We start from the raw sequence: 15,668 nt of genomic DNA, 5'->3' as shown, positions 1-15,668 counted from the left end.
TAATGAAAAATTCAAAATTCCTTTCAACATTAGTTTTGTATCTGATGCCTTTTTTAATTGCTGTTTCCATTAGCAGTTGTTCTGGCGATGATCCAGCTTCAGACCCTGCACCAACACCGACTCCTGTTCCAGTTCCTACACCAACACCGAGTACTTTTGCCGGACCAACGTATCCGGACAATTACACTCCTATTTCTTCTTGGAGTAATCGTTCTCAATGGAACTTGGCTAACGTACATGATCCTTCTGTTGAAAAGTGTGGCGAATATTATTATATGTATCAAACCGATGCTTCTTATGGTGGTGCTGCTGATGGCCAAGGCCATTTCCCATACAGACGTTCTAAAGATTTAATTACTTGGGAATACATGGGTGCTGCAATGACACAAGCTCCAGCTTGGGTAAAAGATTCTTTGAACAACAAAAGAGCGCGCATGGTCCCTGCTTTGCCCGCTATTACAAATCCACGTTATGGGTATTGGGCGCCTTACATCAAAAAAGTAGGCAGCAAATACCGAATGTATTACAGCATTGTGGTAGATGAACCAATTATAGGTGCCGATTTCACGTATTCATGGTCAGAAAGAGCCTTTATTGGACTGGCAGAATCCGATGATTTAGCCACTAATGTTTGGGTAGATAAAGGAATGGTCGTTTGCTCTGAGCCAGATGGTGTAAAACCGTATTCTTTTACAGGTACCCGAAATTGGGAAAATGCGTATTTTCAATTCAATGCCATCGACCCTACTTTTACTATTACTCCACAAGGAGAACACTATTTAATCTACGGCTCTTGGCATTCCGGTATTGCCGCTTTAAAATTGAATCCTACAACCGGAAAACCAGATCAATTAAAAACATTGAGCGATTATGGAACTCGCATCGCCACTCGTAATAGAGCTAGTCGTTGGCAAGCGTCAGAAGGGCCAGAGATTATATACAACGAAAACACGGGTTATTATTACTTATTTTTGGCTTATGACGGACTTGATGTACCTTACAACACTCGTGTTGCCCGTTCCAGAAATATTATGGGACCTTACCTAGGAATCAATGGAGCCGATGTTACCAATGGAGCCGATGCTTGGCCAATGCTAACACATCCCTATTCCTTTAACAATCATACAGGATGGGTTGGATTTTCACATTGTTCTATCTTTCAAAATCCGGAAACCAAAGAATGGTTTTATGCCTCTCAAGCTCGCTTGCCAGAAGGTGTACCCGGAATTAATGTTTCTAATGCTGTAATGATGGGTCACGTTCGAGAAATTCAATGGACCGAAGACGGTTGGCCAGTAGTTGCTCCGGAGCGCTATGCAGGAGTGCCAAAAACCACCGTTACCGAAGCCTCCTTTATAGGGACTTGGGAACAAATCACAATGAATTACCAATACAAAGTCATCCAAAAATCAGCAACTATATACCTAACTGCCGACAAAAAAGTAAGTGGCGGTGCCACAGGAAACTGGTCGTATGACAGTACAAACAAGACACTAACTGTCAACGGTGTAAAATGTAAAGTAAGCGATGCTTGGGATTGGGAAAGAGCTACTAGAAAAGTCACCATCACCTATTCAGGATTTACAACAGCTGGAGCACCCGTTTGGGGTAAAAAGATTGATTAATAAATATAAACAGTTGCCTTTTTGCATCATTGAGAAAGGCAACTGTTACAAATAAAACACCCTTTTCATTCTTTTACAGAAAAAATCAAAATGAAAAATACAATTACAACCCTATTGCTTCTAGCATTTCTTTCCTCTTGTAAAACTATAAAAACAGATCGTGTTACGGCTTCCGCCAATGATGGAAATCCGAGTCAATCCATGCAAATCAACAACCCAGTCATCAAAGACAAGTACACTGGCGACCCTGCAGCTTTGGTATATAAAGACAAAGTTTATCTCTACGCTGGTCATGATGAAGCACCAAATGATTTCAATTTTTATAAAATGAATGAATGGCTAGTATATTCCTCATCAGATATGGTGAACTGGCAAGAACATCCGGCTCCGCTAAAAGTAACCGATTTTACTTGGGCAAAATCCGATGCTTGGGCAGCTCAAGTCATTGAACGCAACGGAAAATTCTATTGGTATGTTACTGTTGAACATGGAACGATTCCAGGAAAATCAATTGGAGTGGCTGTTGCTCACAGTCCAACAGGTCCTTTCAAAGATGCGTTAGGAAAAGCCATTATTACTAATGACATGACAACCAAAACCAACATTAGTTGGGACGATATTGACCCAACTGTTATGATAGACAATGATGGTCAAGCCTACTTATTCTGGGGAAATACTGTTTGTCATTACGCAAAATTAAAAGCAAACATGGTTGAACTTGATGGACCAATACAAACCATTTCCTTACCAAATTTCACCGAAGCGCCTTGGATTCACAAAAAAAAGGATTGGTATTATCTATCGTATGCGTATCAGTTTCCTGAAAAAATCGCTTATGCTATGAGTAAATCTATCAACGGGCCATGGGAATACAAAGGAATTCTGAATGAAATAGCTGGAAACTCGAATACCAACCATCAATCGATTATTGAGTTCAAGGGAAAAGATTATTTCATTTATCACAATGGCGCAACTCAACCCAACGGTGGTAGTTTCAGAAGATCAGTGTGCATAGACCGTCTATATTACAATGAAGATGGAACGCTGAAACGTGTAATTATGACTACGGAAGGTATTCAAAAATAAGCACATTACAGGAAATGGCTTTAAACACAAACGATTAATAAAACCATTTAAACTTATATTTTCTTAAGTGGTTTAAAAATTTGAACCGTATAAGATGAAATTAAAAACAGTTCAAAAAATACACAATATCAAAAACTTATATTTTCTTAAATGACTTATATGGTTTAAAAAATAAAAAAAATTAGCATGAAATTATATCAAAAAATACAACCATTACTTCTCTTACTAATCATGACGGCTTCCGCTTGGGCGCAAGACATTACCGTTCACGACCCTGTAATGATCAAGCAAAAAGATACCTACTATTTATACTGCACCGGAAAAGGAATCAGTGTTTTTAGTTCCAAAGATTTAAAAAACTGGCAGCCGGAACCCGCTATTTTCAAAGAAAAACCGGTTTGGGTAGATAAAGTAGTGCCTAATTTCGACAACCATATTTGGGCGCCGGATGTTTCTTTTCACAACAATACCTATTATTTGTATTATTCGGTTTCTGCTTTCGCAAAAAATACGTCGGCAATCGCATTAGCAACCAACACCACTTTGGACCCAAAAGACCCGGCATATAAATGGGTCGATCACGGAATTGTAATTCAATCAGTCCCAAATCGTGATTTATGGAATGCAATTGACCCCAATTTGACTTTTGATGACAACAACACGCCTTGGTTGGCATTTGGTTCGTTTTGGAATGGTTTGAAAATGGTAAAATTAAATCCCGATTTAAAATCAATAGCACAACCAGAAGAATGGTCCACCATTTCAAAACGCAAAAGAACTTTCGAATTAGCAGATACTGATCCGGGAGATGGCGCACTTGAAGCTCCGTTTATTTTCAAAAAGAACGGATATTATTATCAATTCCTTTCTTGGGATTTGTGTTGCCGAGGCGAAAAAAGCACCTACAAAGTAGTCGTAGGAAGATCTAAAACTATTACCGGTCCTTATGTGGATAAAGACGGAAAATCATTAAACGAAGGTGGCGGAACACTTCTTATTCAAGGAAACGAAAACTGGTTCGGAGCAGGACACAACAGCGCTTATACTTTTGACGGGAAAGATTATATCATTTTTCATGCGTATGATTCCAAGCAAAAAGGGAGACCTGTTTTAAAAATAAAACAAATGCAATGGGATACTGATTTATGGCCTGTTGTAGCACCACTGAATTAAAAATAGATTAATAGTAGGCAAATGACCTTTATAAAAAGAACAATACTAGCAGTTTCGATTCTAATGACCGTTTGCGGACAAGCACAACAACGTTTAAAAAAATCGAATTCATCAAAAAAATCAGGTTATACCATCACTCCTGTAAACATTCAAAATGTCAAGGTTACAGATGCTTTTTGGTTGCCCATTATCAAGAAAGTACAAGAAAAAACCATCGAATACGCTATCCACAAATGTGAAGAAGAAGGCCGCATGGACAACTTTTTAATTGCTGGTAGTAAAATGGAAGGAACCGTAAAAGGTCAAATGCCTTTTGACGATACCGATGTCTATAAAATTATCGAAGGCACTTCAAATACTTTAATTAGTGAACCCAATCCAAAACTCGAAATACTATTAGATTCACTAATTAGCATTGTGAAAATTGGTCAGGAAAAAGACGGTTATTTAACCACTTGGAGAACCATAAATCCTGCGAAACCGCCAGCTCCATGGGTTCCCGTGATTGAAGGAAAGCGTTGGGAATCACTTCAAATCAGTCATGAATTGTACAATTCCGGTCATCTGATTGAAGCGGCTGTAGTACATTACGAAGCTACTGGAAAGAAAAACTTCTTAGACATTGCCATCAAAAATGCGGATATGTTAGTGCGCACTTTTGGCGACAGAGCAGATCAAGTTCATAGTGTTCCCGGACATCAAATTGTAGAAACCGGTTTGGTAAAACTATACCAAGTTACCAATAATAAAGCCTATTTAAATTTGGCAAAATACTTTTTGGACAACCGCGGAAATCCAAAAAACCACAATTTATATGGCGCTTACTCCCAAGATGATATTCCTGTTATTCAACAAAAAGAAGCTGTGGGTCATGCCGTAAGAGCAGTCTATATGTATGCCGGAATGACGGATATTGCCGCTTTAGAAAATGATGCTGCTTACGGGAATGCGGTAAATCATTTGTGGACTAATATGGTCAACAAAAAAACATACATCACAGGAGGCATTGGTGCAAAACACGATGGAGAAGCTTTTGGCGAAAATTACGAATTGCCAAATCTAACCGCTTATAACGAAACGTGTGCCGCTATCGGAAATGTGTATTGGAACCATAGACTGCATAATATTTCTGGAAATTCAGATTATTTTGATGTGATTGAACGCTCTTTATACAACGGATTGATTTCTGGATTGTCATTGGACGGAAAAAAATTCTTTTATCCAAATGCATTGGAATCGGATGGTGTTTATAAATTCAATCGTGGCGAATGTACCCGTCAATCTTGGTTTGACTGTTCTTGCTGTCCAACGAATTTGATTCGGTTTATTCCTTCGATTCCGGGATTGATTTATTCTAAAAGTAAAGACGTACTTTATGTGAATTTATACGCTTCAAATACAGCGAAAATAACATTGGACAAAACCAATTTAGAAATTTCACAGCAAACCAATTATCCTTGGGACGGAAAAGTTGCCCTTACTGTTTCTCCAAAAAAAGAAATTGAATTTACTATAAAATTACGCATTCCTAGTTGGGCGAGAAATCAGGTTTTACCGGGAGATTTATATAGCTATGCGACTCCCTCAACTGCAAAAACAACCGTTACTATAAACGGAAAAGCATTTGCATACCAAGAAGACAAAGGATACATCACTATTACCCGAAAATGGAAAAAAAGGGAAAAAATTGTTCTTGATTTCCCAATGGAAGTAAAACAAGTGGTGACCAATACAAAAGTGGAGGGCAACAAAGGGAAAGTCGCTTTGGAATACGGACCTATTGTATATGCGATTGAAGAAGCTGATAATGCTACAAATTTTGATGCCATAACCATTGGTGCAAACGATACTTTCAAAGTTAAAAAAGAAGAAAACCTTTTAGAAGGTGTAAATATCATTCAAACCCAAAAATTAAAAGCCATTCCGTATTATTCCTGGTCGAACAGAGGCGTTGGAAAAATGAAAGTTTGGATTGATTACAAAGAGTAAAAAGACAAAGAGATAATAGACGAATCATTAAAGTTTAAATGCGTACACCCACAACTTTAAACTTTAAACCTTAAACCAATAAAAAATGAAACCTAATTTAATTACCAAAATCACCCTTTGTGGGCTTTTACTTAATGGCTTTTATGCCAATGCACAAAAAACGAATCTGGAAGTTAATACCGCTACTACAGTAACTAAAATTCAACCAACAATGTACGGTGTGTTCTTTGAAGACATCAACTTTGCTGCCGATGGTGGTTTGTATGCCGAAATGATTAAAAACCGTTCTTTTGAATTTGAAGCGCCGCTTATGGGTTGGGAACAACCGAATAGTGACAAGCATTCTTTCAATACAACATCCGGAATTGCTACAACTGTCAAAGCATTGGAAAACAAAACCAATCCAAGTTTTTGCAGAGTATTAATCAATGACGCCAAAGGGTTTTCGATGATTAATGAAGGATTCCGTGGCATGGGAATTAAGAAAGATGCCAAATACAATCTTTCGTTAAAAGCGGCAAATCATAACGGCGCTATCAAAAAAATCATTATTCAATTTATTGATAAAAACAAAAAAGTATTGGGCGAAACTAGCATTGTCCCAACAGCAAACGACTGGAAAGGTTATAACGCTCAATTTACTGCTACTCAAACCGAGGCAAAAGCACAATTGAAAATCACCTTTGAAGGAAATGGAACCATCGATTTAGACATGATTTCTTTGTTTCCGGAAGACACTTGGATGAACAGAAAAAACGGAATGCGTAAAGACATTGTGCAACTTTTGTATGATATGAAACCGGGATTTTTGAGATTCCCAGGAGGTTGTATTGTTGAAGGAAGAACTTTGGCACAGCGTTACCAATGGAAAAAAACCGTAGGTGATGTGGAAAAAAGAGAAACTTTAATCAACCGTTGGAACACTGAATTCACTCACAAACCGGCACCGGATTATTTCCAAACTTTTGGATTAGGATTTTTTGAATATTTCCAACTTTCAGAAGATTTAGGCGCGCAACCTTTGCCTATTTTGAGCTGTGGAATGGCGTGTCAGTTCAACACCGGAGAATTAGTTCCAATGGAAGAATTGGATCCTTACGTTCAAGATGCTTTGGATTTAATTGAATTTGCAAACGGCGGCACAGAAACTCCTTGGGGAAGAGTTCGCTCTGAAATGGGACATCCAAAACCGTTCAACCTAAAATACATTGGTGTTGGAAACGAGCAATGGGGACCAGATTACATCGAAAGATACAAAGTATTTGAAAAAGCAATTAAAGCAAAATATCCAAAAATGATTATTGTTTCCGGAAGCGGACCATTTCCGGAAGGAGATTATTTTGAATACGGCATGCAAGAACTTAAAAAATTGAATGCTGAAATTGTAGATGAGCATTATTACAAAAGCCCACAATGGTTTAGAGAAAATGCTACTCGTTATGACAGTTATGACCGAAAAGGGCCTAAAATTTTCGCAGGTGAATATGCGGCTCAAAGTGTCGCTATTGCAAGTCCTGACAACAGAAACAATTGGGAATGTGCCTTCTCTGAAGCTGCTTTCATGACCGGTTTAGAACGAAATGCTGAGGTGGTTAATTTAACTTCTTACGCACCGTTGATGGCTCATGAAGAAGCGTGGCAATGGACACCGGATTTACTTTGGTTCAACAATCTGGAAGCCTATGGTTCTGCTAATTATTATGTGCAAAAATTATTTGCCACCAATAGAGGAACTGATTTAATAGCAATTACCAAAGACGGAAAACCGGTAACTGGGCAAAACAATCTGTTTGCATCTGCAGTGAAAGATAGCAACTCTAAAGAAGTAATTGTAAAATTAGTAAACACATCTGCGACTGCACAAGAAGTAAATGTAGACTTAAAAGGAACCAAATTACAAACTAAGGGAACTATAATAACCCTTACAAGTCCAAACTTACAAGACGAGAATTCATTTGCAAATCCTAAGAAAATAAGCCCTACAGAAAAGGGATTTAATTTAAAAGGGGACAAAGCGCAAACGAGCCTTCCACCCTATTCTGTTACTGTTTTGAAGTTAAAAATGAAATAATCGCAACAGAATAAATGTATATCATACGTTTGTTTTTTATTTTACTCGTAAAACGCTGTTTTTATGCGTTTTTGATAAAAATTATAATACCAAATTAAATTAAGTGTTTTTTATACACTTATAAAATAAATATATTATATTTGTAATTCTTTAAAAGATTTTGGGATGAAAAATTATGTTATAGGATTAGATTACGGAACAGATTCTGTTCGAGCGATGTTAATAGACACTGAAAATGGGCAAGAGTTAGCATCAAATGTTTGTCAATACAAGCGATGGGCAACCAAAGAATATTGCAATGCATCCACAAATCAGTTTCGCCAGCATCCTTTAGATCATATCGAAGGATTAGAAGCGACCATAAAATATGTTGTTCAAAACAGCAATATAGATCCTTCACTAATACGAAGCATTTGTATTGACACCACCGGTTCATCACCAGTACCAGTTACTAAAGATGGAATTCCTTTGGCTTTGACTGAAGGTTTTGAACACAATCCGAATGCGATGATGGTGTTGTGGAAAGATCATACGTCTATCAACGAAGCAAACGAAATCAATGAACTTGCCGAAAATTGGGGCGGAGAAAATTTCACCAAATATGTAGGTGGGATTTATTCATCAGAATGGTTTTGGGCAAAAATTTTACACATTGCAAAAGTAGATACAGCAGTAAAAGATGCCGCTTATACTTGGATGGAACATTGTGATTTAATGACGTATTTATTGATTGACAATAAAGATTTAAAAACATTCAAAAGAAGTCGTTGTGCAGCCGGTCATAAAGCCATGTGGCACGAAGACTGGAATGGATTACCACCTGAAGAATTCTTAGGTCAATTGCATCCATATCTTGCCGCACTTCGCGGAAGATTATACGATGAAACCTATACTTCTGATGTGATAGCCGGAAACTTAAGCCAAGAATGGGCAACACGATTAGGACTTACAACCGATACTGTAATTGCAGTGGGAACATTCGACGCACATTCTGGAGCGGTAGGAGCAAAAATCGAAGAAAATACTTTGGTTCGTGTGATGGGAACCTCAACCTGTGATATTATTATTGATTCAAAAGAATCAATCGGAACAAAAACCGTTCGTGGAATCTGCGGACAAGTTGATGGTTCCGTAATTCCAGGATTCATAGGTCTGGAAGCGGGACAATCTGCTTTTGGAGATTTATTGGCTTGGTACAAAGAATTACTACTTTGGCCAACAGAACATTTATTGGCTACTTCTACCCTTTTGACTGAAGAACAAAAAAAGCAGTTAAAAGCGGAAATGAGTGATAATTTAATCGTTCAATTGACCGCCGAAGCAGAAAAGATTCCTTTATCCGAAAGTGTGCCAATCGCTTTAGATTGGATTAACGGAAGAAGAACTCCAGATGCTAATCAGGAAATTAAAAGTGCAATTTCTAATTTATCCTTAGGAACGAAAGCACCACATTTATTCAAATCTTTAGTAAACGCCATCTGTTTTGGTTCTAAAAAAATAGTAGATCGCTTTGAGGAAGAAGGGGTGAAAATAAACAGCGTCATCGGAATTGGTGGTGTAGCGAGAAAATCGCCTTACATCATGCAAACCTTGGCAAATGTGTTGAATAAACCAATCAAGATTGCAGCTTCAGACCAAACACCAGCGTTGGGTGCAGCAATATACGCAGCAGTTGCAGCAGGAATTTATCCGAATGTAATTGAAGCCAGCCAAAAAATGGGAAGTGATTTTGACGGTGAATATTTTCCACAATTAGACAAAGTTGCTGCCTATAATAAATTGCTTTTGGCATATGAACAACTAAGTTCTTTTGCCGATCCATCTATTAAAAAACTACACCATGAGCAGTATGTATAATGCTTTAAAACAAGAATGCTACGACGCAAACATGCAATTGAATGCATTGAATTTAGTAGTCTATACTTTTGGAAACGTGAGTGCCGTAGATAGAAAAAATGGTGTTTTTGCCATAAAACCAAGCGGTGTTCCTTACGAAGATTTGAAACCCGAAGACATTGTTATTGTAGATTTTGACAATAACATTATCGAAGGCAGCATGCGTCCGTCATCGGATACAAAAACGCACGCTTATTTATATAAAAACTGGCCAAACATCGGTGGTGTAGCACACACTCATGCCACGTATTCTGTAGCTTGGGCACAGTCGCAAAGAGACATTCCAATTTTTGGAACGACTCACGCCGATCATTTAACCACTGATATTCCTTGTGCTGCGCCAATGGCCGACGCACTTATCGAAGGCAATTATGAACACAATACCGGAATTCAGATTTTGGATTGTTTCAAAGAAAAAAACCTTTCGTACGAAGAAGTGGAAATGATTCTCATTGGAAATCACGGTCCTTTTGCTTGGGGAAAGAATGCAGCGAAAGCAGTTTACAATAGTAAAGTTTTAGAGGTAATTGCCGAAATGGCACACTTGACTTTGCAAATAAACCCGAATGCGCCAAGATTAAAAGATTCCTTAATAAAGAAACACTACGAACGCAAACACGGAAAAGATTCGTATTACGGACAATAATAGATTTTTGAATGATGATTAACGATTTTTGATTTCAGATTTTACAGCACTAGATTTCTCGTTTTATACGAGTCTAAACTTCTGAAATCAAAAATCTTAAATCATTTTATAACTCAATGTTATTTTCCAGAATAGGTAAAACAATGTTATTCAATACTATATAAAATAATAAAATAATGATAGATATATCTCAAAAAGAAGTTTGGTTTGTAGTAGGCAGCCAAGAATTATATGGCGAAGAAACGCTAAGAAAAGTAGCAGAGCATTCCCAACATATTGCAAAAGGGTTACACGCTTCGTCTCATATACCAGTGAAAATTGTATATAAAGATGTGGTGAAATCTCCAGCACAAATTACAAATGTATGTTTAGAGGCCAATTCGAACAAAAACTGTATTGGTATTATTGCTTGGATGCATACTTTTTCGCCAGCTAAAATGTGGATTGGCGGTTTAAATATTCTTAAAAAACCATTGTGCCATTTGCATACACAATTCAACGCTGAAATTCCATGGGCTTCTATGGATATGGATTTTATGAATTTAAACCAATCGGCTCACGGAGACAGAGAGTTTGGTTTTATCATGTCCAGAATGCGTAAAAAACGTAAAGTGGTTGTTGGACATTGGGAAGACGAACGCGTTCAAAAGAAATTAGGCATTTGGTCCAGAGTCGTTTTAGGTTGGGATGAGTTCCAAAACTTAAAAGTGGCAAGATTTGGAGACAATATGCGCGAAGTTGCAGTAACTGAAGGAGATAAAGTCGAAGCCCAAATCCGTTTTGGTTTTTCGGTAAATGGTTTCGACTCTTCAGATATTACTAAACACATTGACAAAGTCTCTGATGCTGATACGAATGCATTAGTTGCAGTATATGAAGCGTCTTATACTTTGGCTCCAGCCCTTCAAAAAGGAGGAGAAAAAAGAGATTCATTGCTAGAAGCTGCCCGAATAGAAATAGGATTAAGAGCATTTCTTGTAGAAGGAGGTTTTGGTGCTTTCACTGATACTTTCGAAAATCTGGGTTCTTTAAAACAACTTCCGGGAATTGCTGTGCAACGTCTTATGGCAGATGGATACGGTTTTGGTGGAGAAGGCGACTGGAAAACCGCCGCTTTACTCCGTGCAATGAAAGTAATGAATGTAGGTCTTGAAGGAGGAACTTCTTTCATGGAAGATTACACGTATCATTTCACGCCTCAAAAATCGTATGTTTTAGGGTCTCACATGTTGGAAATTTGCTCTTCAATTGCTGATGCAAAACCTTCTTGTGAAGTACACCCATTAGGCATTGGAGGAAAAGAAGATCCAGTTCGTTTGGTATTTAATGTTGCTGCAGGAAATGCTATCAACGCTTCCTTGATTGATATGGGGAACCGTTTCCGATTGATTGTAAACGAAGTAGAAGCGGTAGCGCCAATGGCCGATTTGCCTAAACTTCCTGTTGCTCGCGTCTTGTGGGATTGTAAACCAGACCTTGATATTGCTGCAACTACATGGATTTTAGCAGGTGGAGCACACCATACGGTTTACAGCCAAGTTTTGACAACTGAATATATGGAAGATTTTGCCGATATTGCGGGTATAGAATTGCTTGTTATCGATGAAAAAACAACCGTTAGGGACTTTAAGGATAAAATTAATGCTAACGAAGCCTATTATCATTTGTTTCAGCACGGTCTATAATTTAAGTCTAATGTCATAAAGTCTTAATGTCCTAATGTACAGGATTGAAGTTTTAGTTAATTTTTAAACTTTAGACTTTAAGACTTTTAAAAAACTAAAAAACGAATCATTATGAATGTATTAAAACGTTGCATTTACGGAATTTCCATAGTAAGTTTGGCCAGTATGAATATTCAATGCAAAAGCGATAAAAAAGTGGAAGAAACTGTTACAGAAGCAAAAGCTACTGATGTGGTAACTATCGAAAAATCAGCTTATGGAACGACTCCAAAAGGTGAAAAAATTGACAGTTACAAACTGAAAAACCAAAAAGGAATGGAAGTGGATATTATCACTTATGGTGGAATTATCTCTTCTTTGAAAGTGCCTAACAAAGCCGGAAAATCAGAAGAAGTAGTGCTTGGTTTTAATTCATTGGAACAATACATGAAACCAAATCCGTATTTTGGAGCCCTTATCGGAAGATACGGAAACCGAATTGCAAAGGGAAAATTTACTTTGGACGGAAAAGAATATGCTTTGGCCATCAACAACGATCCTAATGCTTTGCACGGAGGACCAGAAGGTTTTCACAGAGTGGTTTGGACTGCCGAAGAAGCAAAATCCGGAGACAATGCTTCGCTAAAATTGAAGTATGTGAGTAAAGACATGGAAGAAGGATATCCTGGAAATCTAACTGTTTTTGTAACCTACACCTTGAACAATGACAACTCATTGGACGTGGTTTATGAAGCAACTACCGATAAAAAAACGGTGGTAAACTTAACACAACACTCGTATTTCAACTTGTCTTCTGATTTTTCTAAACCAATTTTAGATCATGAAATCACTATCGATGCAGATAAATTAGTTCCGGTTGCAGCAACACTTATTCCAACAGGAAAATTGACCGATGTAACCAATACACCTTTTGATTTCAGAAAAGCGAAAAAAGTGGGTGCACAAATCGAAGCGAAAGACGAACAATTGAAAAACGGATTGGGTTACGACCATTGCTGGGTACTGAACAATCAAGATAAAGGAGAGCGTTTTGCAGCATCGGCTTATGATGCCGGAAGCGGAAGATTATTGGAAGTGTACACGGACCAACCAGGAATACAGTTCTATTCCGGTAACTTCTTAGACGGTACTTTACCCATGAGAAATGGCGGAACGTATGCTCGCAGAACTGGTTTTTGTCTAGAAACACAACACTATCCAGATTCTCCAAATCAAAAAGATTTTCCAACTACGGTCTTGAATCCAGGTGAGAATTATAAAACTAAAACAAGCTTTAAATTCTCTGTTAAATAACAATACACTAACTAATTTAATAGATTAGTTTCTATTCCCATAAATAAGTTGAATGGTTTGGTTTAAATATGGAACTAGTTAGTAACCCCGAAAGTAAAACTTTCGGGGTTTTTTTATGGTAATTTAATACTGCTATTTTAGTGTTGTGCTAGATAACTTTCTTCTTTGCGAGCGAAAAGTTTGCGATAGCTAGAGGATTTGACAAATCATCCCAAATACAAACCCAACTTTCCATTAAGCCTATTGCCCAAATCTTGCGAAACCGGTATTAGGCGTAGTTTTATTAATTAATATACAACTTGAATTCTTCAAATTCTTTTTGACCGGGAATATTTACACTCACTAAATAATAATCTGCTTCTTTTGAAATAACATTATAAACAAGCTTATCGCCTGCAACACTGAAACCGCTTCTAGTTTCGTTATTACTTTCAATAAAGATTAGTTCAAATTCGGTATTGCTAATCCAATTGTAATCGAGTTTTGAATAAGTTTTATCTGCAAAATTATCTGTCCATTTTCCATTTTCCATAATAGATAAAGTTATATCGCCACTTGCTTCAAAATATTTAAAGTTCGCTTGTTTCTTAAAATCTTCAATTTGCTTTTTTGTCAATTTGGAAATTGTTTTTATTGTTTTTCTACCAACACTTTCTTTTGGAGGTTCTAAACGGTCGAGTAACTCTCTAAATTCCACGCAATTTCTTTGCAGCCTATAATATAACAACTCACTAAATTTTTCAGCTTTTGAACTTTCTAAAGTTTTTAGATATGGATTTAGTTGCTCTTGATATAAAGAACTAATTCGTAAAGTATCGTTTTTGATATTTCCTGAATTTATTAACGAATTACACATTATAATAGAAACAGAATCTATTTCGCGTATGTTTTGAGAAAATGCAAAATGTGAAATATTCAATAAAAGTAAAATGATTATTTTTTTCATAATTGAAGTTGAGTAGTGTGTTTTTTAAATTACGACTAACGTTCTGGCGCTACAAGAGGTTTGGGATTAAAGATGCTAGTTTTTTCCATTATGCACAAATTTTCCAAGTACAAAACAAACTTTAAATAAAGCCAATTGCCCAAATCTCTTGTAACGGCTGTTGTGCGATCGCTTTTTTATTTATTCCATTTTTTGAAATACCGCTTCTATTTTCTCTCTCAATTCTCTGATGTGTTTGTCGGAATTTTTTATTGAATCTTTTTCTTTTATTATATTCAATTTTTGTGTGATGATTGCAAGTTCATTACCTTCAAATTCATACATAGAATTCCAATTTCCAGAATAGGCCATTTCAAGATAATTCAAATTTTCCCTTTCATTTATTAATACTGATTTTATTTCATCAAAATCTTTTATGGTTTTTGAGAACGATTCTTTAATTTCTTTTGGTAACAATATTTTTTCTCTTGCTAATTCGTTAGCACAATCTAAATAATTTTTAATCCATTCATTAATTCTATTCTCAAATTTGGTATGACCAATTTTATTAGTTCCATTTTTGAACAAAAGATTATTTGCTAACTGAAACGTTGCTAATTGATGATATATTTTTCTCAATGCATTAATTTGTAATTCGTTATATCTTGAAAACCTAATTTCTGATTTCTTTAAATCATTTTTATATTTCTCAACTTTATTGGTAACGATTAATGTTTGTATTACTTGAAACAACGCAATTATAAGTGTAAAACCAATCAAAATGTATAAATGATATTGTTTATATTCTCTAAACTCTGTTTCTAAAAGTTGCCTAACTAAATTTTCCATATTTTATTTTGCTGTTTTTAATTCAGAATTTTTTCAATACGTAACTATCGATAAGAAATGGTAAAACCATTGTTCCTGATGTTAATATCAATGTATAAATAATATCGATTTTGTGTTTTGGGAATTTTCCAAATTCCGGTTCTCTTTTAAATATTTTAAAGTAAATATCTCTTGTAATCTTGTGAATAATTAGAAATATAAAAAGCATTTGAGAACCAAAATAGCTAATACTTCTTATTTCATTATTAGAATTATCTTCAATCATTATCCCAATACAAATCAAAAAAATTGCCAATAAAATCCAAATTATAAATGTTTTTTTGTGATTTAGTTTTTCTATTTGCAATCCAACTATAAGAATTGGAATTATGAAAATTATATAAAGTAAAATATCAATATTCATTTTTGTAACTATTTTAGTTTTTTCGCT

At 36.2% G+C, this 15,668-nt stretch carries 12 protein-coding genes; 9 read left to right on the top strand and 3 right to left on the bottom strand.

Features of this window, described 5'->3' with window-relative positions:
* Positions 1-2 precede the first annotated feature (2 nt).
* From QLS65_RS05340 to QLS65_RS05300, 9 genes are all read left to right on the top strand, one after another.
* Positions 3-1,625 (top strand): arabinan endo-1,5-alpha-L-arabinosidase, encoded by a 1,623-nt coding sequence (locus tag QLS65_RS05340; protein WP_282715685.1) that lies wholly within the window; start codon positions 3-5, stop codon positions 1,623-1,625.
* Between the two features lie 90 nt (positions 1,626-1,715).
* Complete coding sequence (locus QLS65_RS05335; RefSeq protein WP_282715683.1) at positions 1,716-2,711, top strand: glycoside hydrolase family 43 protein; 996 nt, start codon at positions 1,716-1,718, stop codon at positions 2,709-2,711.
* Positions 2,712-2,897: 186 nt separating this feature from the next.
* A complete protein-coding gene (locus tag QLS65_RS05330) occupies positions 2,898-3,884 on the top strand; it encodes an arabinan endo-1,5-alpha-L-arabinosidase (protein ID WP_282715681.1) in 987 nt (328 codons plus the stop codon).
* Positions 3,885-3,905: 21 nt separating this feature from the next.
* Positions 3,906-5,873: a glycoside hydrolase family 127 protein gene (locus tag QLS65_RS05325; RefSeq protein WP_282715679.1), complete on the top strand. Its 1,968-nt coding sequence runs from the start codon at positions 3,906-3,908 to the stop codon at positions 5,871-5,873.
* Between the two features lie 85 nt (positions 5,874-5,958).
* A complete protein-coding gene (locus QLS65_RS05320) occupies positions 5,959-7,944 on the top strand; it encodes an alpha-L-arabinofuranosidase C-terminal domain-containing protein (protein WP_282715677.1) in 1,986 nt (661 codons plus the stop codon).
* 165 nt (positions 7,945-8,109) lie between these two features.
* Positions 8,110-9,801, top strand: coding sequence for a ribulokinase (locus QLS65_RS05315; RefSeq protein ID WP_282715675.1), 1,692 nt, complete (start codon positions 8,110-8,112; stop codon positions 9,799-9,801).
* Positions 9,785-10,486: an L-ribulose-5-phosphate 4-epimerase gene (locus tag QLS65_RS05310; protein WP_099713803.1), complete on the top strand. Its 702-nt coding sequence runs from the start codon at positions 9,785-9,787 to the stop codon at positions 10,484-10,486. The genes QLS65_RS05315 and QLS65_RS05310 overlap by 17 nt, the downstream gene beginning before the upstream one ends.
* Before the next feature lie 176 nt (positions 10,487-10,662).
* A complete protein-coding gene (gene araA, locus QLS65_RS05305) occupies positions 10,663-12,171 on the top strand; it encodes an L-arabinose isomerase (protein ID WP_121340714.1) in 1,509 nt (502 codons plus the stop codon).
* A 111-nt stretch (positions 12,172-12,282) separates the two neighbouring features.
* Positions 12,283-13,464: an aldose epimerase family protein gene (locus QLS65_RS05300; RefSeq protein ID WP_282715672.1), complete on the top strand. Its 1,182-nt coding sequence runs from the start codon at positions 12,283-12,285 to the stop codon at positions 13,462-13,464.
* A gap of 283 nt (positions 13,465-13,747) precedes the next feature.
* Here the strand turns inward: QLS65_RS05300 and QLS65_RS05295 are convergent, their stop codons facing one another.
* The 3 genes from QLS65_RS05295 to QLS65_RS05285 all read right to left on the bottom strand — a co-directional run bounded on the left by QLS65_RS05295 (position 13,748) and on the right by QLS65_RS05285 (position 15,641).
* On the bottom strand, positions 13,748-14,410 hold the full coding sequence (locus QLS65_RS05295) for a hypothetical protein (RefSeq protein WP_282715670.1): 663 nt from the start codon (positions 14,408-14,410) through the stop codon (positions 13,748-13,750).
* Between the two features lie 180 nt (positions 14,411-14,590).
* Positions 14,591-15,238: a hypothetical protein gene (locus QLS65_RS05290; RefSeq protein WP_282715668.1), complete on the bottom strand. Its 648-nt coding sequence runs from the start codon at positions 15,236-15,238 to the stop codon at positions 14,591-14,593.
* A 22-nt stretch (positions 15,239-15,260) separates the two neighbouring features.
* Positions 15,261-15,641, bottom strand: coding sequence for a hypothetical protein (locus QLS65_RS05285; protein ID WP_282715667.1), 381 nt, complete (start codon positions 15,639-15,641; stop codon positions 15,261-15,263).
* Positions 15,642-15,668: the final 27 nt, after the last annotated feature.

Source organism: Flavobacterium algoritolerans (assembly GCF_030010385.1).
In the GTDB taxonomy this organism is placed as follows: Bacteria; Bacteroidota; Bacteroidia; order Flavobacteriales; family Flavobacteriaceae; genus Flavobacterium; species Flavobacterium algoritolerans.
The sequence above is the reverse complement of the archived record's forward strand: the minus strand, read 5'-3'. Positions and strand labels throughout refer to the sequence as shown.

Bases quoted from the DNA above. Each gene is read 5' to 3' on its own strand.
- QLS65_RS05325 (WP_282715679.1), top strand. From the start codon at position 3,906: ATGACCTTTATAAAAAGAACAATACTAGCAGTTTCGATTCTAATGACC.
- QLS65_RS05340 (WP_282715685.1), top strand. From the start codon at position 3: ATGAAAAATTCAAAATTCCTTTCAACATTAGTTTTGTATCTGATGCCT.
- QLS65_RS05285 (WP_282715667.1), bottom strand. From the start codon at position 15,641: ATGAATATTGATATTTTACTTTATATAATTTTCATAATTCCAATTCTT.
- QLS65_RS05315 (WP_282715675.1), top strand. From the start codon at position 8,110: ATGAAAAATTATGTTATAGGATTAGATTACGGAACAGATTCTGTTCGA.
- QLS65_RS05310 (WP_099713803.1), top strand. From the start codon at position 9,785: ATGAGCAGTATGTATAATGCTTTAAAACAAGAATGCTACGACGCAAAC.
- QLS65_RS05330 (WP_282715681.1), top strand. From the start codon at position 2,898: ATGAAATTATATCAAAAAATACAACCATTACTTCTCTTACTAATCATG.
- QLS65_RS05295 (WP_282715670.1), bottom strand. From the start codon at position 14,410: ATGAAAAAAATAATCATTTTACTTTTATTGAATATTTCACATTTTGCA.
- QLS65_RS05290 (WP_282715668.1), bottom strand. From the start codon at position 15,238: ATGGAAAATTTAGTTAGGCAACTTTTAGAAACAGAGTTTAGAGAATAT.
- araA (WP_121340714.1), top strand. From the start codon at position 10,663: ATGATAGATATATCTCAAAAAGAAGTTTGGTTTGTAGTAGGCAGCCAA.
- QLS65_RS05320 (WP_282715677.1), top strand. From the start codon at position 5,959: ATGAAACCTAATTTAATTACCAAAATCACCCTTTGTGGGCTTTTACTT.
- QLS65_RS05300 (WP_282715672.1), top strand. From the start codon at position 12,283: ATGAATGTATTAAAACGTTGCATTTACGGAATTTCCATAGTAAGTTTG.
- QLS65_RS05335 (WP_282715683.1), top strand. From the start codon at position 1,716: ATGAAAAATACAATTACAACCCTATTGCTTCTAGCATTTCTTTCCTCT.